21 protein-coding genes are annotated in these 24915 nt (G+C 65.5%); 15 read left to right on the plus strand and 6 right to left on the minus strand.

Going from position 1 to position 24915, the window contains the following annotated elements; all coding sequences use genetic code 11:
• Nucleotides 1–75: 75 nt before the first annotated feature.
• The 3 genes from EPB08_RS06755 (at nucleotide 76) to EPB08_RS06765 (ending at nucleotide 3417) form a co-directional block, all read left to right on the plus strand.
• Nucleotides 76–1530 (plus strand): amidohydrolase family protein, encoded by a 1455-nt coding sequence (locus EPB08_RS06755; RefSeq protein WP_130618296.1) that lies wholly within the window; start codon nucleotides 76–78, stop codon nucleotides 1528–1530.
• 193 nt (nucleotides 1531–1723) lie between these two features.
• Entirely contained in the window at nucleotides 1724–2797 is a 1074-nt protein-coding gene (locus tag EPB08_RS06760; RefSeq protein WP_130618297.1) for a catalase family peroxidase, read from the plus strand.
• Nucleotides 2797–3417, plus strand: coding sequence for a cytochrome b (locus EPB08_RS06765; RefSeq protein ID WP_130618298.1), 621 nt, complete (start codon nucleotides 2797–2799; stop codon nucleotides 3415–3417). The genes EPB08_RS06760 and EPB08_RS06765 overlap by 1 nt, the downstream gene beginning before the upstream one ends.
• A gap of 115 nt (nucleotides 3418–3532) precedes the next feature.
• Here the strand turns inward: EPB08_RS06765 and EPB08_RS06770 are convergent, their stop codons facing one another.
• Entirely contained in the window at nucleotides 3533–4279 is a 747-nt protein-coding gene (locus EPB08_RS06770; RefSeq protein ID WP_165418429.1) for a nuclear transport factor 2 family protein, read from the minus strand.
• Between the two features lie 389 nt (nucleotides 4280–4668).
• Here EPB08_RS06770 and EPB08_RS06775 point away from each other — a divergent pair, with 389 nt between their 5' ends.
• Entirely contained in the window at nucleotides 4669–7197 is a 2529-nt protein-coding gene (locus tag EPB08_RS06775; protein ID WP_229238240.1) for a TonB-dependent receptor, read from the plus strand.
• 209 nt (nucleotides 7198–7406) lie between these two features.
• A complete protein-coding gene (locus EPB08_RS06780) occupies nucleotides 7407–8912 on the plus strand; it encodes a CehA/McbA family metallohydrolase (protein ID WP_130618301.1) in 1506 nt (501 codons plus the stop codon).
• Nucleotides 8913–8940: 28 nt separating this feature from the next.
• On the opposite strand, the gene EPB08_RS06785 is transcribed toward EPB08_RS06780, so the two are convergent.
• The gene (locus EPB08_RS06785) at nucleotides 8941–9498 is read right to left on the minus strand and encodes a DUF6496 domain-containing protein (protein WP_130618302.1); all 558 of its coding nucleotides are present in this window, start codon (nucleotides 9496–9498) and stop codon (nucleotides 8941–8943) included.
• 136 nt (nucleotides 9499–9634) lie between these two features.
• Entirely contained in the window at nucleotides 9635–11491 is a 1857-nt protein-coding gene (locus EPB08_RS06790) for an ABC transporter ATP-binding protein (protein WP_165418444.1), read from the minus strand.
• Nucleotides 11492–11762: 271 nt separating this feature from the next.
• Between EPB08_RS06790 and EPB08_RS06795 the strand changes: the two genes are divergently transcribed.
• Nucleotides 11763–12398 (plus strand): PadR family transcriptional regulator, encoded by a 636-nt coding sequence (locus tag EPB08_RS06795; RefSeq protein WP_130618304.1) that lies wholly within the window; start codon nucleotides 11763–11765, stop codon nucleotides 12396–12398.
• Nucleotides 12391–12651, plus strand: coding sequence for a transcriptional repressor (locus EPB08_RS06800; protein WP_130618305.1), 261 nt, complete (start codon nucleotides 12391–12393; stop codon nucleotides 12649–12651). Before EPB08_RS06795 ends, EPB08_RS06800 begins: the two co-directional genes overlap by 8 nt.
• 128 nt (nucleotides 12652–12779) lie before the next feature.
• On the opposite strand, the gene nfi is transcribed toward EPB08_RS06800, so the two are convergent.
• Nucleotides 12780–13478 carry a deoxyribonuclease V gene (gene nfi / locus EPB08_RS06805; RefSeq protein ID WP_130618306.1) on the minus strand — a complete coding sequence of 233 codons (699 nt, stop codon included), beginning with the start codon at nucleotides 13476–13478 and terminating at the stop codon, nucleotides 12780–12782.
• Between the two features lie 86 nt (nucleotides 13479–13564).
• On the opposite strand from nfi, the gene EPB08_RS06810 reads away from it, so the two are divergent.
• The 7 genes from EPB08_RS06810 to EPB08_RS06840 all read left to right on the plus strand — a co-directional run bounded on the left by EPB08_RS06810 (nucleotide 13565) and on the right by EPB08_RS06840 (nucleotide 20329).
• On the plus strand, nucleotides 13565–16003 hold the full coding sequence (locus EPB08_RS06810) for a DUF3772 domain-containing protein (RefSeq protein ID WP_130618307.1): 2439 nt from the start codon (nucleotides 13565–13567) through the stop codon (nucleotides 16001–16003).
• A gap of 49 nt (nucleotides 16004–16052) precedes the next feature.
• The gene (locus EPB08_RS06815) at nucleotides 16053–16868 is read left to right on the plus strand and encodes a helix-turn-helix domain-containing protein (RefSeq protein ID WP_130618308.1); all 816 of its coding nucleotides are present in this window, start codon (nucleotides 16053–16055) and stop codon (nucleotides 16866–16868) included.
• A 619-nt stretch (nucleotides 16869–17487) separates the two neighbouring features.
• Nucleotides 17488–18330, plus strand: a complete 843-nt coding sequence (locus EPB08_RS06820; RefSeq protein WP_130618309.1) for a DUF72 domain-containing protein — start codon at nucleotides 17488–17490, stop codon at nucleotides 18328–18330.
• A gap of 97 nt (nucleotides 18331–18427) precedes the next feature.
• Nucleotides 18428–19153: a nuclear transport factor 2 family protein gene (locus EPB08_RS06825; RefSeq protein WP_130618310.1), complete on the plus strand. Its 726-nt coding sequence runs from the start codon at nucleotides 18428–18430 to the stop codon at nucleotides 19151–19153.
• A gap of 121 nt (nucleotides 19154–19274) precedes the next feature.
• The gene (locus EPB08_RS06830) at nucleotides 19275–19676 is read left to right on the plus strand and encodes a guanyl-specific ribonuclease (protein WP_130618311.1); all 402 of its coding nucleotides are present in this window, start codon (nucleotides 19275–19277) and stop codon (nucleotides 19674–19676) included.
• Nucleotides 19673–20107: a barstar family protein gene (locus EPB08_RS06835; protein ID WP_130618312.1), complete on the plus strand. Its 435-nt coding sequence runs from the start codon at nucleotides 19673–19675 to the stop codon at nucleotides 20105–20107. Before EPB08_RS06830 ends, EPB08_RS06835 begins: the two co-directional genes overlap by 4 nt.
• A complete protein-coding gene (locus tag EPB08_RS06840) occupies nucleotides 20108–20329 on the plus strand; it encodes an RNA-binding S4 domain-containing protein (protein WP_130618313.1) in 222 nt (73 codons plus the stop codon). It abuts the gene before it with no gap.
• Nucleotides 20330–20336: 7 nt separating this feature from the next.
• On the opposite strand, the gene EPB08_RS06845 is transcribed toward EPB08_RS06840, so the two are convergent.
• Entirely contained in the window at nucleotides 20337–21158 is an 822-nt protein-coding gene (locus EPB08_RS06845; RefSeq protein ID WP_130618314.1) for an arylamine N-acetyltransferase family protein, read from the minus strand.
• A 176-nt stretch (nucleotides 21159–21334) separates the two neighbouring features.
• Here EPB08_RS06845 and msrA point away from each other — a divergent pair, with 176 nt between their 5' ends.
• The gene (gene msrA, locus EPB08_RS06850) at nucleotides 21335–22039 is read left to right on the plus strand and encodes a peptide-methionine (S)-S-oxide reductase MsrA (protein WP_229238241.1); all 705 of its coding nucleotides are present in this window, start codon (nucleotides 21335–21337) and stop codon (nucleotides 22037–22039) included.
• A gap of 124 nt (nucleotides 22040–22163) precedes the next feature.
• Here the strand turns inward: msrA and EPB08_RS06855 are convergent, their stop codons facing one another.
• Nucleotides 22164–24914, minus strand: coding sequence for a putative bifunctional diguanylate cyclase/phosphodiesterase (locus tag EPB08_RS06855; protein ID WP_165418430.1), 2751 nt, complete (start codon nucleotides 24912–24914; stop codon nucleotides 22164–22166).
• Nucleotide 24915: the final 1 nt, after the last annotated feature.

Here is a 24915-nt window from a genome sequence, read left to right on the forward strand (position 1 = left end):
GCGGACGATCGCCCGGAAAGCCCTTTCCACTCGCATTGATGCGCGCCTGACCAACGCGCCAAGGAAACCGATCCGATGAAGAAGTCCCTCGCGTGCGCCATCGCGACGTTGTTTGCCTTCGCCGCACCCGCCTATGCGGCGACCTCCAGCGGTGACGTGATGATTCGTCATGCCACGGTGATCGATGTCGAGCACGCGCGCACCGTCGATGACCAGGCCGTCGTGCTGCGCGGCAGCGACATCGTCGCCGTCGGTTCGGATGCGGATATCGCCAAGGCATGGACGGCCAGGCAGACCGTCGAGGGCAAGGGACGCTTCCTGATCCCGGGCCTGTGGGACATGCACGTGCACTTCGGCGGCGGTCCCGACCTTATCGACGAGAACAAGGCGCTGCTGCCCTTGTATATCGCCCATGGCATCACCACGATCCGCGACTGCTCCGGCGACCTGCCCGAGCAGGTGCTGCAGTGGCGCGGCGAGATCGCCAAGGGCACGCTGTTCGGGCCGCAGCTGTTCACATCCGGCGCAAAGATCGAGGGCATCCATCCGGTATGGAAGGGCACCATCGAGGTCGGCAGCAAAGCGGACGTCGATGCCGCATTTGTCCGACTGAAGAAAGACCGCGTGGACTTCGTGAAGATCACCGACAGCACGCTCGATCCGCAGCTGTTCCTCTATGCGGTGTCGCAAGCCAAGCGCTTTGGCATGCGCTCCTCGGGTCATATTCCCATGGCCCTGACCGTCGAGCAGGCAGTGGATGCGGGTATCAGTTCCATCGAGCACCTCGACTACGCCTACAAGGCGGGCGTGAAGGACGAGGCGGCCATTTCCGCCGACTTCGCGGCCGGCAAGATCAACCGCGCCGAAGCCAACCGCCGCCTTGATGCAGGCTTCGACCCGACCACGGCGATGGCGGCGTATCGCAACCTCGCCGAGAAGGGCGTGTTCGTGACACCGACGCTCAACGGCGGCCGCGTGCTGGACTTCCTGGACGTCGACAACCACGCCAACGATGCGTACCTGGCCTACATCGGTCCCAAGCTGCGCAAGACCTACGACTGGCGCATCGAGCGCGCTGCCAAGGCGACGCCCGAGCAGATCGCCGCACGACACGCGCACTACGAGCACCTGACCAAGGTCCTGCCGATGCTGCAGCAGGCCGGCGTGACGATCATGGCGGGCACGGACGCCGGCTTCCTCAATTCGTTCGACTATCCCGGCATCGGACTGCACGACGAGCTGACCCAGTTCGTGCAGAACGGCCTCACCCCGGCCCAGGCCCTGTCGTCGGCGACGCGCGCCGGCCCGGCCTGGTTCGGCAAGCTCGACCGCTACGGTGCGGTATCGACGGGCAAGGCGGCCGACCTGGTGCTGCTGGATCGCAACCCGCTGCAGGACATCAACGCCACCCGCGCCATCGACACCGTGATCCTTCGCGGCCATGTCTACGACCGCAAGGCGCTGGACGGCATGCTCGATGACACCCACAAGAAGGTCGCCGCCTGGAACGCCGCCGAGGCGAAGGGCTGAGCCTTCGGGGTCACACCGAACCAAGGCACGGCCGAACATGGTCGCGCCCTGGGAGGCAGGTAGCACCCACCCGTGACGCCCCCAGACGAGGGATGCCCAAGGCCAGGGCAATCCGGGCGGTCGGCGTCGTGACGTAACCTTCGGGCTTGCCGGACGAAGATAGGAGGACCGATCCCCTTCGACCGGAGCTCCCATGTCCGATCCGTCCCGCAAGCCCCCGCACCTGCTCTGGCGCTGGTGCGCCATCGGCGCCGCTGTTGCACTGCTCGCCGTCGCCTTCGCTTACGTTGGCGGATGGCTCACTCCACACCGGCTGACACCGCAACGCATCGTGGATGCGCTGCAGAGCGGCGGCGTGCATCCGGGGTTCCGGCGCAACCACGCCAAGGGCGTTTGCGTAGCCGGCTATTTCGAAGGAAACGGCGCCGCCTCGCCCTATTCCAAATCCATCGTATTCGCCGCTGGCCGCACACCCGTGGTCGGACGCTTCGCGCTCCCGGGTGGCAATCCGTATGCCCCCGATGGCAGCGTGCCGATCCGCAGCTTCGCGTTGCGCTTTGCCCTCGCGAACGGCCAGCAGTGGCGCACCGGCATGAACAGCATGCCGGTGTTCCCGGTGTCGACACCGGAAGCGTTTTACGAGCAGTTGCAGGCCAGCCAGCCGGATCCCGCCACGGGCAAGCCAGACCCTGCGCGAATCAAGGCGTTCTTTGCCGCCCATCCGGAAGCGGGTGCGTTCCTCGCCTGGGTCAAGACGGCCAAGCCGTCGGCCAGCTATGCGACCGAGAGCTACAGTGCGCTCGATGCGTTCTATTTCATCGATGCCAAGGGAGAGCGTCATGCGGTGCGCTGGCAGGTGGTGCCCGATGCAAAGGACGCCGCCCCGGGTCCGGCCGGCGATACCGACTATCTCGCCAGCGACCTGCGCACACGCCTCGCCGCGGGTCCGCAACGCTGGCATCTGATGGTGACGCTGGCGGCGCCCGGCGACCCCACCAACGATGCAACCAAGGTGTGGCCCAACGATCGCACGACGATCGATGCGGGGACCCTGGTCATCGAGAGCGAGCAGCCTCAGGAAAGCGGCGCCTGCCGCGACATCAACTACGACCCGACCGTACTGCCTGACGGGATCGAGGTATCGGACGATCCCCTGCTTGCCGCGCGCTCGGCTGCCTATGCCAGCTCTTACCTGCGCCGCACCAGCGAAGAAGCCAAGCTTCCCGGCGCGGCCCGTGCCGACACGTCCAAGCAGGAGCAGCCGTGATGAACGCGCCCCAAGCCTTCCATCCGCTAGCACGCCTGCTGCACTGGACCATGGCCTTGCTGATCCTCGCGATGCTGTTCGTGGGCGTCGGCATGGTGACGACGGTTTCCGAGAAGCACCAATGGCTGCTCGCGCTGCATCGCCCGCTCGGTGCCGCCATCTTCGTGCTGGCCCTCATCCGCATTGGCGTTCGCTTGCGCTTCAAGCCACCTGCCCTGCCCGCGGACATGCCGGCGTTGATGCAGTTCGTCGCACATGCTTCGCATTGGGTGCTCTACGGCTTGATGCTCGCGATGCCGCTGATTGGCTGGGCCATGCTTTCGGCGGGCGGCTATCCGATCATGCTGGGCCATGCGTGGCATTTGCCGCCGATCGCGCCCGCCAATGGCGTGTTGTTCGCGTGGCTGCGTGAAGCGCATGGCTACCTGGCCTACCTGTTCTTCCTCACCATCCTGGGACATATGGGCGCCGCGCTCTTCCACGCCCTGATCCGACGCGACGAGGTATTTCCGAGCATGACGGTCGGGTTTCCGCATCAGGATGCGCCGGCGGAGCCATCGCGGAACATCGCCCCGGATGAAAGCGGCCGCGCCGCGGAAGCCACGCCGCCGTCAGCCTGAGGGCTTCATGTTCTGTTCGACCGCGTGCTCTTCTTCAAGGGCGCCATGAGCGGCGAACTATCCGACGAGGCGGCGCGGCGGTTGCTGAGCGCCGCGTTCGTCTCGTCCTGACGGGCTAACTCGCCGCCGACGGCGTGCGCTCCAGGCGCAGGTCGTTGAACTTGCGCCGCTCGATCAGCGCATTGACCTTGCCGTCGGCGCCACGACGGAAGATGAAGACATTCCGTTCGTCATCGCTGCCCATGAAGACGTCCTTGCCGATGGGCTGCAGCGCGTTCGGCGGTGCCCCCGGCCGGGTGACGATGCGCAGCTCGCCTTGCTCGCTGCTCACCTTCCAGGTTCGCTCGGGTGCGTAGCGATAGCTGCCCTCGTAATCGCCCAGGGCAAGGCTGGCAACGGCGAGCTTCGGCGGCTCGGTGGGCAGCGTGACATCCTCGTAGCCGGCCAGCTTCCACGCGCCAGCCTGCTTCACGAAGGTGAGCAGGGACTGGTAGCGCACGACCAGCTGCTGGCCGAACACCGTTTCGCGCTCGTATTCCTCCACCTGCAGGATCGCGGTGTCGCCGTATTGCTGCACGTGCGGATCGCGCAATTCGATGCTGCCCGAGAGTCCCTTCGGGAACGCGTGGATCGATGCCACCGTGTCGGCCTTGTGCGCGATGCGGCCGAATTCGTCGATGATCACGGCATCATCGGCAAGCGCGTGCTCCCAGGCGTCCTTGTTTCCGGTGGGCAGCGCGTCGACCAGCGACTGCGTCGTTCGCAGCAACTCATCCTGCAGCGACTTCGGTGCCTCGGCAGCGGAAACGGTCCACGCCGACAGGATGCCGGCGGCCATGAGTCCCAGCGAGCGCATCTGCATCACCACCTCCTGACCGGATCGTGCCAAGCCTGCCCATTGGCTTGCCGCCACGCGTGTGCATGAAGTCATCCGTGCCATGCCGTTCTTTCGCTGAATTTCCCACCGGCCCCACTCGTCCATGGCATTCGTCGCCGTTGATGGCCCTTCTTGCGAGGCACGTCACACCTGTCGTCGTTTCGTAGCAAACATCAAAAGATTCGCAAGAAATCGTCACGTCTTTCGCACGAACTTGTCATTTGCCGCTCCTAGTCTTCCGGCCGGCTGTGCAGGGCTTGTCTGGCTCAGGATTTGAATCGATCTAGACACGCATTTTCGCGGTGCCGCGTCGCGGCATGGCGGACGGAAATGCTTGCGAACGCACGGCTTCATCCCCGCTACCGGAGCAGCCCGTGCATTCCCGCCCCATCTCCCACGCCGTCCGCCTCGCCCTGTTTGCCTCTGTCAGCCTTTGCAGCATTGCGCTGCACGCGCAGACCGCGCCCACGTCTGACAATGACCAGAAGGACACGCCTGCCGAAAAGGACAAGGCGAAGAATCTCGATGGCATCGTGGTGACGGCGCGCTCGGGTGTGGATGTGCGCACCAAGGCGGAAACCAGCTACTCCGTCACCACCATCGACGAAGACCGCCTGCGCATGCAGGCGCCGACCTCGGTCACCGAAGCCATGAAGTCGGTACCGGGTTTCTGGGTGGAAGCCTCGGGTGGCGAAGCGAGCGGCAATATCCGTGCGCGCGGCATCCCGGTGGATGGCTACGGCTCGGTGAACCTGCTGGAAGATGGCGTGCCGGTGCAGCACGACCCGGCGCTGGGGTACCTCAATGCCGACCAGGCGTTCCGTCTCGACGAAACCATCGAGCGCATCGAAGTGGTGCGCGGCGGTCCATCGTCGGTGTTCTATTCCAACGCCCCCGCTGGCGCGATCAACTTCATTCCGCGCCAGGTCGGCGACACCACCGAAGGCCTGTTCAAGTTCACCGTGGGCGACTACGGCATGGAGCGCGGTGATTTCTGGCTGGGCACGCCGGTGGGCGATGGCTGGAAGCTGGGAGTCGGCGGCTTCTACCGCAAGGACAACGGCGTCCGCGATCCGCAGTTTCCCGCCAACGATGGCGGCCAGATCCGCGTGAACCTCGCCAAGCAGTTCGAGCACGGCAGCTTTAGCGTCGACTACAAGCACATGGACGACAAGGTGGCGCTGTACCTGGGCATCCCGATGCGCACGCTGCCCAATGGCGACATCCGCGCCGTGCCAGGCGTGGACGGCAACTATGGCACGCTGGCTGGTCCGGAAACCGAGCACATCCAGATGAAGATGGGCGACGGGAGCCTGTACAACTTCGACAACAGCGAAGGCACGCACGTCAAGCGCGACCAGGTCACCATCAAGTTCGATCACGACCTGATCGACGACTGGAAGCTCGCCGAATCGTTCCGCTATTCCAATACCCATACGCAGCGCAACGGCGTGTTCCCGAACGCGTTGTCCAGCGGCACGGCCTTCCTTGCCACGGCCCAGGGCGCGGTGAAGAACTACCTGCCCGCCGGCACGGCCGGGCTGCAGCTTCGCTATGTGGACAATCCGAACCAGGCGTTCGACCTCGCCAACCAGAACGGCAACGCACTGGTGGTGCAGGCCGGCCTGCGTGGCGTGACCATGCCGGTCAACGAGTTCGACAACGACACGCGCATCCTGCGCAAGTTCGAACTCGGCGGGCAGACGCATGACGTCACGCTTGGCTACTACTACGCGCACTTCAACCAGGATTTCAGCCGCTATTCCTCCGTGGCCCTGCTCGACGCGCGCGACAACGCACGCCTGCTCGACCTGGTGGCGGTGAACGCGGCCGGCCAGCCGATCGCCAAGCTCACGGACAACGGCATCTACCGCTACGGCTACGAATGGGAAGACGCGGGCGGCAAGTCCACCACCAATGCGTTCTATCTCTCCGACGAATGGCAGGTCACGGACAACCTGCGCATCGACGGCGGCGCGCGCTGGGAACAGGTGAACACGCGCGGCCAGACCGAAACCAAGACCACCGTCAACGACGGCACTTTCGCCACCTCGAACATCCTGACCGGCACTGGCGTGTTCGTGCCCTACGACCACACCTTCAGCAAGCTGGGCTGGACGCTGGGCGCAAACTGGCAGTTCTCGCCGAACTCGGGCGTGTTCGCGCGCTGGACGCCGACCTTCCGCCTGCCGAACCTGAGTTCCTACATCACCAGTCCCTCGGCCACGCCGATCACCCAGACCATGGACCTGGGCGAAGTGGGCTACAAGTACACCGATCGCCAGTTCGACGTGTACGCCACGGCGTTCTACACCAAGTACAACAATGTCGGCTTCAGCAACTACGTCTTCAACGCCACCTCCAACACCTCGACGGTGCAGCAGGGCTATGCGGACACCAAGACCAAGGGCCTCGAACTCGAAGGCTCGTGGTTCCCGAGCCAGTTCTTCGACGTGCAGGTGACCGCAACCTACCAGGATCCGAAGTACCAGGGCCTGCGCTACACCGAAATCGTCAACGGCGCGCCGGTGCTGCGCGACTACGTGGGCAACCAGCTGATCCGCGTGCCGAAGGTGAGCTACCGCGTGGTGCCGGGCGTGAACCTGCTGGACGGCAAGCTGCGCTTCCAGATCGCCTACGAATACGAAGGCGAACGTTACGTGGATACCGCCAACTCGGTGCGCCTGCCGTCCTACGACGTGTGGAGCGCCAGCGCGCGCTACGACATGACGCAGAACTTCTCGCTCTACCTGTACGGCGACAACCTCACCAACTCGCTGGGCCTCACCGAGGGCAACCCGCGCGCAGGCGAGCTGCAGAGTGCCGATGCGGGTGCGAACACGTTCATTGCCCGCCCGATTCTCGGCCGCACGTACCGCTTTGCGATCATGTACCGTTTCTGACGATCGCTCGCGGCACTGGCATGCCGATGGCGTGCCGGATGGCAGGGCTCGCACCGGGCCCTGCTCCATCCGATGAACAACTGCCGTAACGATGACATGGTTTCGGGCACGCGCTTCGCGCCCCTGCCGTGCCACCCTCCCGATGCGGCGCTCGCACGCTGCTTGCCAGACGTGAAATCGGCGACCTGCTCGCCGCAAGGACCATCCTGATGCGTTGCCGCCTCGCCCTGCTCCTGCTCGCCCTGTCCGCTGCCGCGTACGCCCGCGCCAATGGTGCGGACAAGCCCGACCTCACGCTGCACGGCGAAGTCAGCGGCAAGGATCACCAGACCTACCGACTGATCCCGTTCGACGTGCCGGCAGGTACCACGCGCGTCACCGTGCAGTTCGACTACGACAACAAGACCGACCACACCACCATCGACCTGGGGCTGCTCGGCCCCGATGGCTTTCGGGGACAGGACGGTTTCCGCGGCTGGAGCGGTGGCACCAAGCGCGTCTTCACCGTATCGGCCACCGATGCCACGCCGTCCTATCTGCCGGGCGCTATCCGTCCCGGCCGTTGGCAACTGCTGCTGGGACTGCCCAACGTTCGGCCCGACGCGCACACGCCATATGACGTCAAGGTCTGGTTTGGCCAAGCGGGCGACCCGGCGTGGAAGCCGGACGTGCTCAATCCGCCATTGCGGACAGGCACCGCGTGGTATCGCGGCGACCTGCACATGCACACCGCGCACAGTGACGGCCAATGCAACAGCCAGAGCGGCAAGCGCGTGTCGTGCCCGCTGTTCCTCACCGTGCAGGCCGCCGTGGCGCGGCACCTGGATTTCATCGCGATCACCGATCACAACACGGTGTCCCACACCAACGCGATGCGTGAACTGCAGCCCTATTTCGACCAGCTGCTGCTGATCCCGGGACGCGAGATCACCACCTTCACCGGACACGCGAACCTGTTCGGCAGCAGCGAGCCGCTGGATTTCCGCGTCGGCAGCAAGGACGTGCCCGACTGGACCACTGTCGCGCGCAATGCCGCCGCCCTGCACGGCGTGCTGTCGATCAACCACGCCATCCGCCCCAGCGGCGAGATCTGCATGGGTTGCGGCTGGACCGCCAAGCCGCCCATCGACATGCGCCTGGTGCAGGCCGTGGAGATCGTCAACGATGGCGATGCCGGCTCGGTGATGTCAGGCATTCCGTTCTGGGAGCAGCAGCTCAATGCCGGCTACCACGTCACGGGCATCGGAGGCAGCGACAACCATGACGCCGGCGCGACCGAGGCGCGCCCGGGTTCCAGCACCATCGGCCACCCGACTACAGCGGTCCACGCCGAAGCGCTCTCGATGCCCGCGATCCTCGAAGGCGTGCGCGCCGGCCAGGTCTTCGTCGACGTGCAGGGCAGCGGCGACCGCGTGCTCGAGTTCAGCGCAAGCACGATGGGCGGTGAAGCCTCGATGGGCGATTCACTGCAAGCGAAAGCCGGAGCTGCCGTGCGTTTCACCCTGCATGCGACACATGCCGCCGGTGCCCACGCTGTGGGCGTGCTCGATGGCAAGGCACTTCCACTTGCCGACGGTGGCAAGCTCGATGGCGATGATGCACACCTGGACTTCGACTGGACGTCCGACGGCAAGCCGCACTGGCTGCGCGTGGAAGTGCGCGGCGCGGACGGCGCACCGTGGCTGTATGGCAATCCGATCTATGTAAACCGCTGAGCGCTTGCCACCGGACGCGACTATCCCGTCAACGTGACCGCGCCCTCATGGCTCGGGTACGTGCGGCGCGCGTGGCACCCGCGGAGCGGCTTGCGGCGCTCCTGTGGGCAGCGGCCTTCTTCGCCGCGGCCTTGCGCACGGCGGGGCCCATGGTGCGCGCGGCCTTCTTCGCCGAGGCGGATCGCTCGGAAGCAGTCCGCTTGGATGCAGCCTTGCGGGCGTGACGGGCCAAGGCCGTCTTCGAGGCGGCCGCCGAACCCTCGCGCTTCAACGCACCCAGCGTCGCGCGGCTGCGCTTTGCCGACGTCTTCTTGGTGGCCTTTTTCGCCGCAGGTTTTTTGCGGCTGCTCTTCTTGGCCGTCGCGCTCTTCTTGGCCGTCGCGCCCTTCTTGGCGGGCACCTTGATGCCCGCGCGACGTGCTTCGGACAAGCCAATGGCGATGGCCTGCGCCGACGAGCGTGCACCGTGCTTGCCCTTTCGCACGTGCTCGATTTCCTCACGGACGAACTCGCCCGCCTGCGTGCTGGCCGACTTGCCCTCGCGCTTGTCCTTCTGCGCGCGTGCCATGGCGGTCTTGGAAGGCATGACTCTGCTCCGGTATCGGAAGGAGGGTTCATGCTGAGGGCGAAGGCGTGAAGCACGGGGCAAGAAATATTGAAGTTCCCGCCAACCGTTCAGCAGCGAATTTCCCGCTGCTCCGCTCCTGTTCGGCCGGAGAGCCTCAGGCCAGCGCGTTGTCTTCCGCGGGGTCTTCCGCCGCCACGAAACCGCCCGTCTGGCGTTGCCACAGCCGTGCATACAGCCCGCCGTGCGCGATCAGCTCGGCATGCGTGCCGCTCTCCACGATGTGGCCCTTGTCCATCACGACCAGGCGATCCATCCTGGCAATGGTGGACAGGCGGTGCGCAATCGCAATCACGGTCTTGCCGCGCATCAGCAATTCCAGGCTGTCCTGGATGGCCGCTTCCGCTTCCGAATCCAGCGCGGAGGTCGCCTCATCGAGGATGAGAATGGGTGCGTCCTTCAGCAGCACGCGCGCGATGGCGATGCGCTGGCGCTGGCCGCCACTGAGCTTCACGCCGCGCTCGCCCACGAGAGCGTCATAGCCGACGCGGCCTTCGCCGTCCACGAGTTCCGGAATGAACTCTTCCGCGCGTGCCTTGCGCACGGCTTCGATCACCTGCGCCTCGGTGGCGTCCGGGCGCCCGTACAGCAGGTTGTCGCGGATGGAGCGATGCAGCAGCGAAGTGTCCTGCGTGACCACGCCGATCTGCGCGCGCAGGCTCTCCTGAGTCACATTGGCGATGTCCTGCCCGTCGATGAGGATATGCCCGCCCTCCAGGTCGTACAGGCGCAGCAGCACGTTCACCAGGGTGGATTTGCCGGCGCCGGAAGGGCCGACCACGCCGATCTTCTCGCCACCGCGCACGGCCAGGTCGAGGCCGGAGATCACGCCGCCCTGCTTGCCGTAGTGGAAGTGGATGTCCTCGAAGCGCACGCCACCCTCGGTGACTTCCAGCGGCATGGCGCCCTCGTGGTCCTGCACGGTGCGCGGCTTGGAGATGGTCTCGATGCCGTCCTGCACCGTGCCCACGTTCTCGAAGATGCCGTTCACGACCCACATGATCCAGCCGGACATGTTGTTGATGCGGATGACCAGGCCCGTGGACAGCGCGATCGCGCCCACCGTCACCTTGCCCTGGCTCCATAGCCATACCGCCAGCGCCGAGGTGCCGACGATGAGGAAGCCGTTGAGCGTGGTGATGGTGATGTCCATCGCCGTGGTGAGACGCGTCATCGCGCGCATGCGCTTGATCTGCTCGCCCATCGCGTCGGCCACGTAGGCTTCCTCGCGCTGCGTGTGCGCGAACAGCTTGAGGGTGAGGATGTTGCTGTAACCGTCCACGATGCGCCCCATCAGGCGCGAGCGCGCCTCGGACTGCTTCCACGAACGCTCCTTGGTGCGCGGCACGAAATACGCCAGCGTCACCACATAGAGGACCAGCCACAGCACCAGCGGCAAGGCCAGCCAGTAGTCCGCCTTGGCGAACATCACGATGGCGCTGCCGGTGTAGATCGCCACGTACCAGATGGCATCCACAATCTGCACCGCGGACTCACGCAGCGCGCCGGACGTCTGCATGATGCGATTGGCGATGCGGCCCGCGTAGTCGTTCTGGAAGAAGCCCAGGCTCTGGCGGATCACATAGCGATGGTTCTGCCAGCGGATGCGGTTGGTAAGGTTGGGCACGATCGCCTGGTTCACCAGCAGGTCGTGCAGGCCCATCAGCACCGGGCGCGCGATCAGCGCCACGAAGCCCATCCACAGCAGCTCGTGCCCATGGGCCTGGAAGAAGTCCGCAGCCGGCGTGCCCTTCGCCATGTCCACGATGCTGCCGATGAAGCCGAACAGCGACACCTCGACGATGGCCACGCCAAAGCCGACCACGATGGCGGCGGCAAACACCGGCCACACCTGGCGCAGGTAGAACAGATAGAAGCGCCACACCGACTGCGGCGGCATGCCGTCGATGGGTTCCTTGAACGCGTCGATCAGCGATTCGAACCAGCGGAACACCATGGGGTCGTCCTTGGGGGAAACAGGCGGGCGGGATAGTAGGTGAGTGAAGGCGCTGAGCATGAGATTCAAGCAAAACGCGCCACCACGGCCGCTTCCCCCTGTAGGTGCGCACCCAGTGCGCGATCGCAACATTCCAGCTCATCCGTGCGTGCGGACCGGCGATCGCGCACTGGGTGCGCTCCTACATGGGACAGGCCAGACACTTGCACTCCAGAAAACTTACGATATATCTTAAGACTGTTACTTACGATATATCGGAGTTTTACCCATGCGATTCCATCACTGCTCAGACAGGCACCACCATCACCACCACCAGGAAGGCCGCGAGGCCTGGATCCGCGAGGCCATGGGCTTCGGACGAGGCCGCGGTTTCGGGCGGGGTTTCGGCGACGACGAAGGCCCCGGCGGCTGGGGCGGGATGGGCGGGCGCTTCCGCGGTGGCCGCGTTTTCGGCCATGGTGACCTGAAGCTGATCCTGCTCGCCCTGATCGCCGAGCAGCCCCGCCACGGCTACGAACTGATCCGCACCATCGAAGAGATGTTTGACGGCGCCTATGCGCCCAGCCCGGGCGCGGTGTACCCCACCCTCACCCTGCTGGAAGAACTCGGCCACGCCAGCGTGCAGAACGACGAGGGTAAGAAGCTCTACACGATCACCGAGGATGGCAAGGCGTTCCTGGCCGAGAACAAGGAAGCGGTCGATGCCGTGATGTCGCGCATGGAGCAGACCGCGAAGATGTTTGCCCGCGCCGCCGCGCCGATGGCGCTGCGCGAGGCCATGCACAACCTCAAGCGCGCTCTGTTCATGCATGGCGGCCCGTGGAACGCAGCCGAGGTGAAGCGCATCCGCGACATCATCCAGAAGGCCGCTGAAGAGATCGCCAAGGGCCGCAAGGATGCCTGAGCGCCTGCCCGCCGCGTCGACAGACGCCCACGCGGCGCTGGCCCGGGCGGGCCTGCGCGCCACGCCGCCGCGGCTGGCGATATGGCAGGTGCTGCACGACGCCAACGACGAGCCCGACGCAGTGAATGTGCTGCGCCGGGCGCAGTCGCTGGAACCACGCACCAGCCTGGGCACGGTGTATCGCTTCCTGCGCGAGCTGGAATGGCACGGCCTGGCCTGCTCGCGTCCAGTGCCGCACGAGCGTTCGCGCTAGCATCTCGGTCATGGGCCGGCCTTGGATGACGTGCCCTCGCGTGATGCGGCGGCCGTAGCGGCCCTCGCGCAACTGGCGGCGGCGTTCGGCTATCAGCTCGTGCGCGCGACGGACCGCGCGCCCGTCCGCTAAACGTCCGGCCGTTTTGCCCGGTCGCGCCTCGACGCCAGGCGGTCCGCCAGCCGCGTCGGTTCCGGCAATCGGTACTTCGTGCAGCACGCCAGTACCAGATCAGGCGCCGCCTCCATGCTGACCCGGTGTCCCGGCGAAACGATCAACGGGCGAACCTTGTCCTTGCTGCGCAGGACGCAACCGATCACCTCGTCGCGATAGTGCAGCGGCACGCGATCGCCACGGGCCGCGCCCAGCTCGCCATGCGTACCGACCAGTATCGACTTCGCCACGCCGATGGTGGGCAGGTGTGTCACCACGCCCAGATGAGCCGCGATGCCCAGCCCACGGGGATGCGCGATGCCATGGCCGTCCACGAACACCAGGTCCGGAATCTCGGACAGCTCGCCCAGTGCCTGCAGTACCGCCGGCAATTCGCGGAACGACAGCAGGCCCGGGATATACGGCATGCGCGTAGGCAGCCTCGCCACGACTTCCTCCAGCGGCATGAGCGTCTGCGCATCGAGCAGGACCGCGGCCGCACGCGTCACCAGGCCGCCATCCTCGAACCCGACGTCGACGCCGGCGATACGCCGCAGCGGCGGATGGTCGTCCTCCAGCCGTACCTGCGTGGCGAGTTCCTGCTGCAGGCGCCTGGCCTTGGCGACATCGCCATCCCAAAGGGGAATCAAGTCGGGCGTGAAAGCGATATTCATCACGACAGCGTGAATGCCGCGCACTGAACAAAGCGTCAATCCAATTATTCATTGACCGGTTCAGTACACGCCCGGATCATGCCGCCATGCCTATCGTGCTCCGCTTGCTGCTGATCCTTCTACTCGCCACGGCCGGCGCCTCGCCCGCGCTGGCCCAGAACAACAACCAGGCCCCGGCGCAGATTCCGCAGGCCACGCTGGCCACGCCGGATCAGCTCAGCGCGCAGCTGGACCAGATCAAGCAATCGATCACCGACAAGACCAAGCTCACCGACAGCGTGCTCACCGATGCGCGCAGCAAGGCAGCGGCGGTGCAGCAGCAGGCGGAGCAGCTCGCCACCAGCCTGGTGCCGCAGGTCGATGCGCTCAAGGCCAAACTCGACGTGCTGGGTCCCGCACCAGCCAAGGGCGCGCCGCCCGAGGCGCCGGAAGTGGCCGCCCAGCGCAAGCAGCTCACCAAGGACAAGACCGACCTGGACGGCCAGCTCACGCAGGCCAAGTCGCTCAACCTGGAAAGCCAGCAGCTCGCTACGCAGATCGCGGGATTGCGCCGTGGCCTGTTCCAGGCACAGATCAGCCAGCGCACCGCCTCGCCCCTGGCGAAGCCGTTCTGGTCGAGGCTCGCGCAGAACCTGCCCGATGACCGTGCCAGCCTCGGACAACTCGGCTCATTGTTCCAGGGCGCGCTTGCCCAGGCATTACAGCCAGGCAACCGCATCCCGTTCGTGCTCTGCCTGCTCGCGGCGGCGGCACTGCTGGCGGTAGGACGACGGCTGCTGGAACACAAGGTGCTGGACCTCGCCAGCAAATACCTGCCCGCGGGCCATCTGCGGCGCAGTGCCATGGCGCTGATCATCACGCTGATCACGACGCTCACCTACGGCATCACCGCATGGCTGATTTACCTCGCGGTGAACTGGAACGGGGTGTTCGACGAAGAGCTGGACGATGTGGCACGACCGCTGGTGCGGTTGACCTTCTTCGCGGCCAGCATGGCCGGCATCGGCCGCGCGATGCTCAGCGTGAAGCGCCCTTCCTGGCGTCTGCCGCCGATTTCCGATGATCTGGCCAAGCGGCTATGGCTGTTCCCTGCCCTGCTGGCGGTGAGCATGCTGCTGCTCGGCATCGTCGAACAGGTCACCGGCGACATCGGCGCGAGCCTGGGCACGGCCATGGCCGCCAATGCGCTGGCCGCCACGGTCATCGGCCTGCTGATGGCCTCCGCGCTGATCCGCATGGGCAAGGCGCGCCGCGCACTCATCGCCGGCGGCGGCACGCCCGCCAAGCGCCCCGTGTGGGTAGGCCTGCTGATCGCGGCCGCCTTCGTCATCACGGTGCTGGTGCTGGGATCCGTCGCCACGGGTTACATCGCCTTCGCGTTCTTCCTCGCCCGGCAAGCGATGCGCGCGGGCTTCATGATCGCGCTGCTCTACCTGTTCATGCACCTGATCAACGACCTGTGCGAATCGCTGCTTTCGCCCGATACGCGCAGCGGCGTGCGCATGCAGGAGACCTTCGGCATCGCACCGGCGCGGCTTGAGCAGACCGCCACCGTCGTGTCGGGGGTGGTCCGGGCATTCCTGCTGCTGATCGCCGTGCCGCTCATCCTGGCTCCGTACGGTTCCGGCCCGACCGAGCTGGTCGATCGCGGCTCGCAGATGTTCGCCGGGCGTTCGCTCGGCACGCTGACCATCAACCCCACCAACATCTTCAACGCGATCCTGGTGCTGGTGATCGGCGTCATCGTGATGCGGCTGATCAAGCGCTGGCTCAGCACGCAGCTGCTACCGAAGACGTCGCTCGACCTCGGCATGCAGACGTCCATCGTCACCCTGCTCGGCTACGTGGGTGGCGTGCTGGTGTTCGTGCTGGTGCTGGGCGCGATGAAGGTGGATGTGCAGAGCATCGCCTGGGTTGCCTCCGCACTCTCGGTGGGTATCGGCTTTGGCCTGCAGGCGATCGTGCAGAACTTCATCTCGGGTTTGATCCTGCTCGCCGAGCGTCCGGTGAAGGTGGGTGATTGGGTCAGCATTGCCGGCGTGGAAGGCGACATCAAGCGCATCAATGTGCGCGCCACCGAGATCCAGCAGGGCGACCGCTCGACCGTGATCGTTCCGAACTCCCAGCTGATCACCCAGAACGTGCGCAACGTGACGCTGGCCAACGCCCTGGGCCGCGTGCAGGTCCGCCTGCCGATGCCGCTGAGCTCGGACGCGAGCAAGGTGCGGCAGATCATCTTCGACATCCTGCGCAACCATCCGGGCACGCTGGACGCGCCGTCACCCAGCGTGCAGCTGGACAATGTCGATGCCGGTTCCATGATGTTCGTGTGCACGGCCTACGTGGGCAACCCGCGCGATGCCAGCAACGTGAAGAGCGACGTGCTGTTCGAGATCATCGACCGCCTGCGCAAGGCGAACCTGCCGCTGACCACGCCGCAGGACATGGTGGTACGCACCATGCATCCGGAAAGCACCGAGGGCACGCCGCAGCCCACAACCATCGTGCCCGGCCCCAAGACCTGACAGCGGTGTTCCATCGGCCTAGACTTCGGGCATCGCCTGGAGCCAGCCGATGGGATTCCACGTCGTCACCCCAGCTCCCCCGCTGGATGCGCTTATCTCGCGCCTGTGGGACTGGGACATGCCGCCTGCTTCGCACCACTACGAACGCGTGCTGCCCGTTCCCGGTGCTGCCCTCATCATCAATCTTCACGAAGATGAAACGCGCGTCTACACAGATGATGCGGAGCGCCGCTGTATTCGCGCCCCCGCGGCCGTGATCGGCGGCCCTTGCCTGCGCAGCCAGATCATCGACACGTCGGAGCAGGTACGCGTGATGGGCGTGGTGTTCCGGCCCGGCGGCGCGCATGCGCTCACCGGCGAGGACCACGAAGCACTGGTCGCGCGCGACATCGGGCTGGAGGACATCTTCGGCAGCCGTGCGCATGGCCTGCGCGAACGGTTGCTGGACACACCCGACCCGATGCAACGCCTCGGCGTGCTGGAGCGCTGGCTATTCGCCCACATGCGAACACCCTCCCTTGCGCCGGAAGTGCTGCACGCGCTCGAACGGATCGGTATTTGCCCGCAAGTCGCCTGCATCGGTTCACTGGTGAAAGAGACCGGTCTTTCCGAATACCGCTTCGGTCGATTGTTCCGTCGACAGGTCGGCATGGGACCCAAGCGCTACGCACGACTGCTGCGCTTTCGCGCCGTGGTCGAAACGGTACATCGCTGTGGAACGGTGGACTGGAGCCGCGTCGCCGCGGATGGTGGCTACGGCGACCAGCCCCATCTCGTACACGAATTTCGCGACTTCGCGGGCATGACACCGACCGCCTTCATGGCGGCGCGTGGGCCTTATGTGAATCATCTGCCGCTGGATTGACGAAAGCCCCTCTGTAGGAGCGCACCCAGTGCGCGACCGCAGCGTGTGTCATGACCTCCGCGATCGCGCACTGGGTGCGCTCCTACAGGCAAATAGGCCCGCTCTTCGCTCTGGCTTTTGACGTTGGGTCCCCTATGCCGCGGCGGGCGGATGGAGGAACAGCCCGAAGGGTGGCCGGCAGGACGCCGGCCAGTTTGTCGTCAGGGCAGGATGTCCTGTCGACAAACCCCGCAACCCGCCCGCGAACCTTCCGGGCGAATGCCCGGAAGGCGCGAAATGGGGTGGCCTTTCTCTTGGTTAATTCTCTTTGGCCAAGCAAAGAGAAGTGACCCGGCGGCCCCACGGGACTAGTTTCGGGTCGCCGGCAGGCCGGCGGAAGCCCGCCGCAGGCGAGCCAGGTGACGATGACGTAAGGATGAGCGAGAGTCACTGGATGACTCGCTACGCTCGCCTCTTTTGGGCCGCCTTGTGGGCGTCCTGCGCGCTACGTGCTTGTCCAACCTCTGTTGGCATCACGAACAATAAAGACTGGGGCGAAAAGCGGTCGCGCACAGGGTGCGCTCCTACAAGGAGATGATGACGCGACTACAATCGCCAGCTCCTAACCCGGGACTGCGCCATGCCCAGCGATCTGTTCTCCGTCACACCTGCCAGTGGCCCCGCCTCCTGCATCCGCGCAGGCATCGGTGGCTGGAACTTCGCACCGTGGCGCAACAACTTCTATCCATCGGGGCTGGTGCAGCGTCGCGAGCTGGAATACGCCAGCCGGCACCTGCGCGCCATCGAAATCAACGGCACCTTCTACGGCGCGCAAAAGCCCGCCACCTATGCCAAGTGGGCGGCGGAGACCCCTGACGGCTTCGTGTTTTCGCTGAAGGCACCGCGTTACATCACCGAAGGCAAGCGCCTGGCCGACACGGCCCGCGGCATCGACGGCTTCATCCTGGGAGGCCTCGCGGAATTCAGTGACCGTCTTGGCCCGGTGCTGTGGCAACTGCCGCCGTCGCGCCCTTTCGATAGCGGCGATCTCGCCGCCTTCCTCGACCGGCTGCCGCGCGAACTCAACGGACAGCCCATGCGGCATGTGCTCGAAGTACGCCACACGAGTTTCCTGGATGAGCGCTATGTCGCGCTCGCCCGCACCCACCGCATCCCCACCGTATTTACCGATTCGCCGAAATACCCGTCACTGGCGGATCTCACCGGCGACTTTGCCTATGCACGACTGATGCGCAGCGAATCGCACATCGACACCGGCTATGCATCGAGCGATCTCGAGACGTGGGCAGCGCGTGCGCGCCTGTGGGCCGAAGGAGGCGATCCCTCCGAGTTGCCGCACGTGGCAGCGCCATTGCCGGCACAGGGGCCGCGCGACGTCTTCATCTACTTCATCAGCAGCGCGAAGGAACGCAACCCGGCCGCGGCGATGGCGCTGCAGCAGCGAGTGGACGCGCTGCGCTGATCCTATCGGCCCGGTCGTCCTGCTTGCAGCCACGACGACCGGCACATGAAACGCCCCGTGACGGCGATACATTGGCGCCCAACCCCAGGAGGCCGCCATGCGATACGTCTTGCCTTACGCAATGACCCTGCTTGCCGTTGCCGTCATCACGCCCGCCCATGCCGAAGAAGACGTTGCCACCCTGATCCGGCGGCAGTCGCAGGAGTTCTCCGACGCTTCGGCGTCCAATGACACGGCGACGCTGGCGAAGTACTTGGATGACCGTGTCGTCTTCATCAACGAAGGCGGCGACATCGCCACCAGGAAGGACATCGTCACGCCCGGGCCCGCCGGTCCGAAGAGCGTCAGCAACCATCTGGTGCAGACGGACTTCAACATCGAGATCCATGGCAACGTCGCGGTGACCAGCTTTACCGACAACGCCACCGTGAAAGTCGGCGACCAGACCATGAAACCGCGCTTCCGTTCGACCGAGGTGTGGCTGCAGGAGGGCAAGCAGTGGCTGATGATCTCCAGCCAGACCGTGGCCCTGTCCGATGACCCGCCCGCTCACGCGCTGACGGCGAACGAGATGGACCAGTACGTGGGCACCTACGAGGCCGCACCGGGGATGTCGGTAACCATCACGCGTCAGGGCAGCCAACTGTTCAGTGCCACCCATGGCGCCAAGGCCACTCCCTTGCAGGCGGAAGTGCGCGACGTGCTGTTCACGCCGGGGCAGCCAAGGGCACGCCGCGTATTCGAACGTGACGATCACGGCAAGGTCATCGGCTTCTACTCGCGCCGCGAGGGCCACGGCGTCGAGTTCAGGAAAGTCGGCTAGTACCCGCACCCTGCTGGCGGCGGGCGCCGCCGGCAGCGGATGAGGTTCCCGGCCCGACACACCACGCGACCTGGGGCAGCGTAAGCTTTACACTCGCGCCCTCGCCACGAAGCGTCCGCCCATGCGCGCACTCAAACCTGTTCTTCTGCTGGTTGTGCTGGCCATGGCCGCCCTGCTGTGGGGCCGACACGTACCAGAACCCTCGGCCCCCGGCGGTCTTGCCATTCCGCATGATGCCGGTACGGCGCTGCCCTCGTTCCTTCCGCCCGAGGCGGCAGGCGTGCTGTCGCACATTGCGCATGGTGGACCGTTCGAACATCGCCAGGACGGCGTGGTGTTCCAGAATCGCGAAGGACGCCTGCCACGGGAACCGGAAGGCTATTACCACGAGTACACCGTGGATACGCCGGGGCTGGACTATCGCGGCGCGCGGCGCATCATCACCGGCGGTACGCCGCCCGCCATCTACTACTACACCGATGACCACTACCGCACGTTCCGCCCCTTCGAGGTAACCCGATGAACGCACAATTTGATCTCGACTTCGGCGATGCGGCGGATGGAGGCATTTTCTTCGTCACCTCGGAAGATCTCGAACCGCTGGCCGAAGCCGCAGGGATGCAAGGCCTGCGCGTATGCCGTATCGACCTTGCCGACTACGCGAGCCGCGACGCCCTGTTCGACCGCCTGACCCAGGCGCTGCGCTTGCCAGCCGATTTCGGCCGCAACTGGGACGCGCTGGCCGACAGCATGCGCGATCTCTCCTGGCTGAAGGCCCCCGGCTTCATCCTGCTGTTCGACCATGCCGAAGGCATGCGCGATACCCATGAGGAGGACTTCGACACCCTCCTCGATATCCTGGAGGAGTCGGTGGACTACTGGCAGGATGCCGGTTCACCGTTCTTCGTATTTTTCGCGCTGCCCGAAAGCGCCTTTGATGAAGTGGAAGACTAGATGCACGAGCTGGAGTTCGAACTTGACGGCGACTACGTGGAACTCAACCAGTTGCTGAAACTGGTGGGGCTATGCGACAGCGGCGGCGCCGGCAAGGCGATCGTGGCGAGCGGCGCCGTGTCGGTAGATGGCGAGCAGGAACTGCGCAAGACCTGCAAGATCCACGCGGGCCAGGTCGTGCAGGTCGAGGACATCGTCATCCACGTGCACTCCGCCGAGTGAGTTCACCTCACTCCGCCGCGGGCAGCTCAGCCAGCCTGCGGTCGAGCCCGGGATGGGCCGGCAGCTGGATGCCGAATTCATCCCGTATCACCTGCTTGATTTCATCGACGCCCGCCAGCACCCGCCGGACGGACTCGCCGCCGGTGTCATGCACCACGAACTCGCGATCGCGCAGGCCAAGCCTCCGGTCCGCGAGCGTGCGCGCCATGATCAGGCCATGCAGGAAATGCGACGCGGGATAGGTCGAGGTGTAGTGGTTGGCCACCACGTAGTCGACCGCCGGGCGGGGCTGCAGGTCAAAGCGGTAGAGCGTCCGCCATTCATCGCGAACCTGGGCCTGCATGCGCCATTCGCCGTGATCGTGAAGCAGGCGGAACGGTTCGTTGCCGGTGGCCTGCACGATGTCCGGTTGCAGGCGCAGCGCGCCGCTCAAGGCCATGCTGCCGAACCCCACATCGACCAGCCAGCTCTCGCCGGCGAGCTCCACGCGCAGCAGCATATGCGTCTGCGCCACCATGGCATCTTCCGGCTTCATCCACAGCACGCGGGCAATCAGCCCCGACACGTCGTAGCCCATCGTGCGCAACACGTCGAGCAACAGGCCGTTCTGTTCAAAGCAGTAGCCGCCCCGTCGCTCATGCACCAGCTTGCGCTCGATATCGACCGGCTCGAGCGATACCGGCAGGCCCAGCAAGGGGTTGAGGTTCTCGAACGGGATGGCCGCCACGTGGGCGGTGGTGATCGCGCGCAGCGTTGCCAGGTCGGCCGCCAGCGGGCCGTCATAACCGATGCGTTGAAGATAGGCGTTCAGGTCGATCACGTGGCTCATGCAGATACCCGCGGGACGGTGAACAGGCACCATAACACCGCGTTGTCGCCGGTTTAGCACGTCGCCGCCGCGCCGGTGGGAGGATGCAGGTAACCGCGGCCGACGGAGCGACGAATAGCTCAGTGACGACCACGGATCGCGTGGCCGCCTCCCGTCTGCCGATGGAGCGTTTCGTCATGAGCACCCGCCGCACGTCCCTTTTCCCTGCCCTCGCCGGCCTGCTTCTGCTGGCCGGGCTGGGCGCCTGCAGCCTCGCCGCCGGCAGCGATGCCGCGACCCTGCCCGACCCGACCGTGGACGCCGCGCCCCAGCAAGGCGATCAGGTGGCCGTACTGGCAGGTGGCTGCTTCTGGGGGCTGCAATCGGTGTTCGAGCACGTGAAGGGGGTGAAGAAGGTATGGGCCGGTTACAGCGGAGGCGACGCCAGCACGGCGCAGTACGAGCGGGTCAGTGACGGCGACACCGGCCACGCCGAGTCGGTGAAGGTCCTCTACGACCCCGCCAAGGTGAGTTACGGTCAGCTGCTGAAGGTGTACTTCTCGGTGGCGACCGATCCCACCCAGCTCAACCGGCAAGGGCCTGACGTGGGCACGCAGTACCGCTCCGTCATCTTCTACGGCAACGACGACCAGAAACGTGTCGCCACCGCCTATATCGACCAGCTCAAGGCGGCCCACGCGTTCGCCGCCCCCATCGTGACGCAGGTGGTGCCGCTCAAGGCGTTCTATGTGGCGGAGGCCTATCACCAGGACTATGCCGAGCATCACCCGGACGAGCCCTACATCATGTTCAACGATGCGCCGAAGGTCGTGCACCTGAAGCAGCAGTTCCCCGCGCTGTACCGTCCGACGGAACAGGTGGTGATGGTGGATCTGCACTGAGACACCACCGTGCCTCGCTCCCTGTAGGAGCGCACCCAGTGCGCGACCGCAAACTCACGGCGTCGCCGCTCCGTAGGCTTTTCGCGCACTGGGTGCGCTCCTACAAAAAGGCGAGGCAACTGCCTCAGACTTCGGGCGGCACCAGCCGCAGGTGCGAGCTGGTGCCCTGGCGCTTGCCGGTGGTCATCAGCTGCACGATCTCTTCCGGCTCGATCGGTCGCGAATAGAGATAGCCCTGGCCCTCCGTGCAGCCGGCGCGCAGCAGGAAGCGATGCTGTTCCTCGGTTTCGATGCCTTCGGCGATCGGACTGATGCCCAGCTTGCGGCACAGCGTGAGCATGGTTTCCACGATGGCGCCGTCGCTCTCGTCTTCCGGCAAACCGGCGACGAAACTCTGGTCGATCTTGAGATACGCGATGGCGCGCATCTTCAGGTAACTCATCGACGAATAGCCCGTGCCGAAATCGTCGATGGCCACGCCGACACCAAGGGCATGCAGCGCATGCAGGGTGCGCTCCATCTCTTCGCCCAAACGCAGGATCGCGCCCTCGGTGATCTCCAGCATCAGGCGTTCCGGCGCCAGCCGCTGCGACTCCAGCAGTGCGCGGATATCGTCGACGAAGTTCGCCTGGCCGAACCAGTGGGCGGACACGTTCACCGCCATGCGCAACGGCGGCAGCCCGATCTTGTCCCACACGCTCAGCTGGCGGCACGCCGCCTGCAGTACCCATTGGTCGATGCGCCGGATCAGGCCGAGCTTTTCCGCCATGGGGATGAACTCGCCCGGAGGAATACGGCCGCGCACCGGATGGTGCCAACGCAACAAGGCCTCCACCGCCACGATGCGCCCGCTGCGCATCTCCACCGTGGGCTGGAACTGCAGGTGGAATTCGTCTTCCGCCAGCGCCTTGCGCAACTCCGACGCCAGCGCGATGCGCCGGCGGGCGTCCGCCTGCATGCGCGGCGAATAGAAACGGAAGGCGTTGCGCTCCTCGGTCTTCGCCGCGTACATGGCGGCGTCGGCGTTGGTGATGAGCGTGGGCACGTCGGTGCCGTCCAGCGGATAGCACGCGATACCGATACTCGCGCTCAAGGCCAGCTCGTAGTCGCCGACCACCACCGGCGCCGCCAGCGTGGTGAGCAGGCGGCCGGCCATCGCGCTCGCCTGCTCGCGCGTGTAGAGGTCGTCCAGCAGCACGGTGAACTCGTCGCCGCCGATACGACCGGCCAGTCCCTTGTCGCCCAGTTCGTACACGATGCGCTCGGCCACCTTGACCAGCAGGTGGTCGCCAATGGCATGGGTGTAGCTGTCGTTCACCGCCTTGAAGGCATCGAGGTCGATGAACAGCACGGCGATCATGCCGCGCTCGCGTTCGGCCGCAGCCACCGCCTGCACGCAACGCCGCTCGAATTCGGCGCGATTGGCCAGGCCGGTAAGCGCATCGTGCGCCGCCATGTACTGCAGGCGCTGCTCGTTCGCCTTGGCCGTGCTGATGTTGTTGATCACCGCCACGTAGTGCTGCACGTTGCCGTCGGCATCGCGGATGGCACTGATGCTGAGCCATTCGGGGTACGAGGTGCCGTCCAGGCGGCGGTTGCGTACCTCACCGACCCAGTTGCCGTCGGTGTGGATGATCTTCCATACCGAGTCGGGCAGCGGCGTTCCGTCAGGCATGCAACGCAGGTCGTCGAAGCGCACGTCCTGCAGCGCCTGTGCCGTGAACCCGGTCATGCGGATATGGGCCGCATTCACGCGCAACACCTGGCGGCTGGCGTCGGCGATGATCACGCCCTCGGCGATGCTGGCCATTGCTTCGGAAGCGATGCGCCGCTGCTGCTCCAGGCTCACGCGCTCGGTGATGTCGCGCAGGATGGACTGGTGCACGCTCTGCGTGCCCCAGTAGGCCACGCTGCTGCGCATCTCCACCGGACGCATCTCGCCGTCGCGCCCATACAGTTCGCCGGTGACCGCACCATCGGAGCGGTGCAGCGACGGCACGAACAATTCGGAAAGCTCCCTGCCCAGCAGGGAATCCATGCTCTGCCCGGTCCACTGCAAGGCCGTGCGGTTGGCGCCCAGGATCCGGCCGCTGGCTTCGTCCACCATGATGATGGCGTCGGCCGCGCTGTCGTACAGCAGGCTGTAACGCTCTTCGGTGCCGCGGATGCCCAGCAGGATGCGCCGCGCCATGCTCAGCCACAGCAGCGACGCGAGTGCCGCCACCAGGAACACGCTGCCGAACAGCACGCGCCCGAGCCACATGGCGCCCTGCGCCACCTCCAGCGAGAAGCGCTTGGTCAACGGCTCCAGTTCGTCATTGAGCGCGTTGATCCGTGCCAGTCGCTGCACAGTCCAGTCATGCTCCGGCAACCCTCGCGCATGCGCCTGTTTGAGTTCGGCGGCGATGTCGGCCAGCTGCTTCAAGGGACCGTCCGCCTCGCGCCACACGGCGACGGCTTCGCGCATGTGCGGCACGTTTGTGCAGCAGCGAAGCATGAAGATCATGCCGGGTTTGGCCTGGGGCAAGATCTTGCCCCGCTCGAATGCGCGGTCCACTTCCGCGCGGTCGTAGACGCCCGACGCAATGGCATCACGCGCCCAGCCGTCGGACATCAGGAGTCCATAGTTTTGATCGAATGCGGCCAACCGGCCGGTATTGCCGGTCTCCGCGTAAACCGAGAGGTCGATCACCGCCTGCTTCTGCGCCTTGCTCCAGACACTCTCGCCGTTGAGAAACCCGGCGAGAGTGACCTGGACCTGGAGTGCTCCCCAGGTAAACAAGAGGATGAGGCCGATGACGGCCACCAGCCCATAGGCCAGTGGCCTCAAGCGTCGTTCCAGCGGTCTTAGCGAGGTGCTACGGATCGAATCCATG

Source organism: Dyella amyloliquefaciens, from assembly GCF_004296575.1.
Taxonomy (GTDB): Bacteria; Pseudomonadota; Gammaproteobacteria; order Xanthomonadales; family Rhodanobacteraceae; genus Dyella; species Dyella amyloliquefaciens.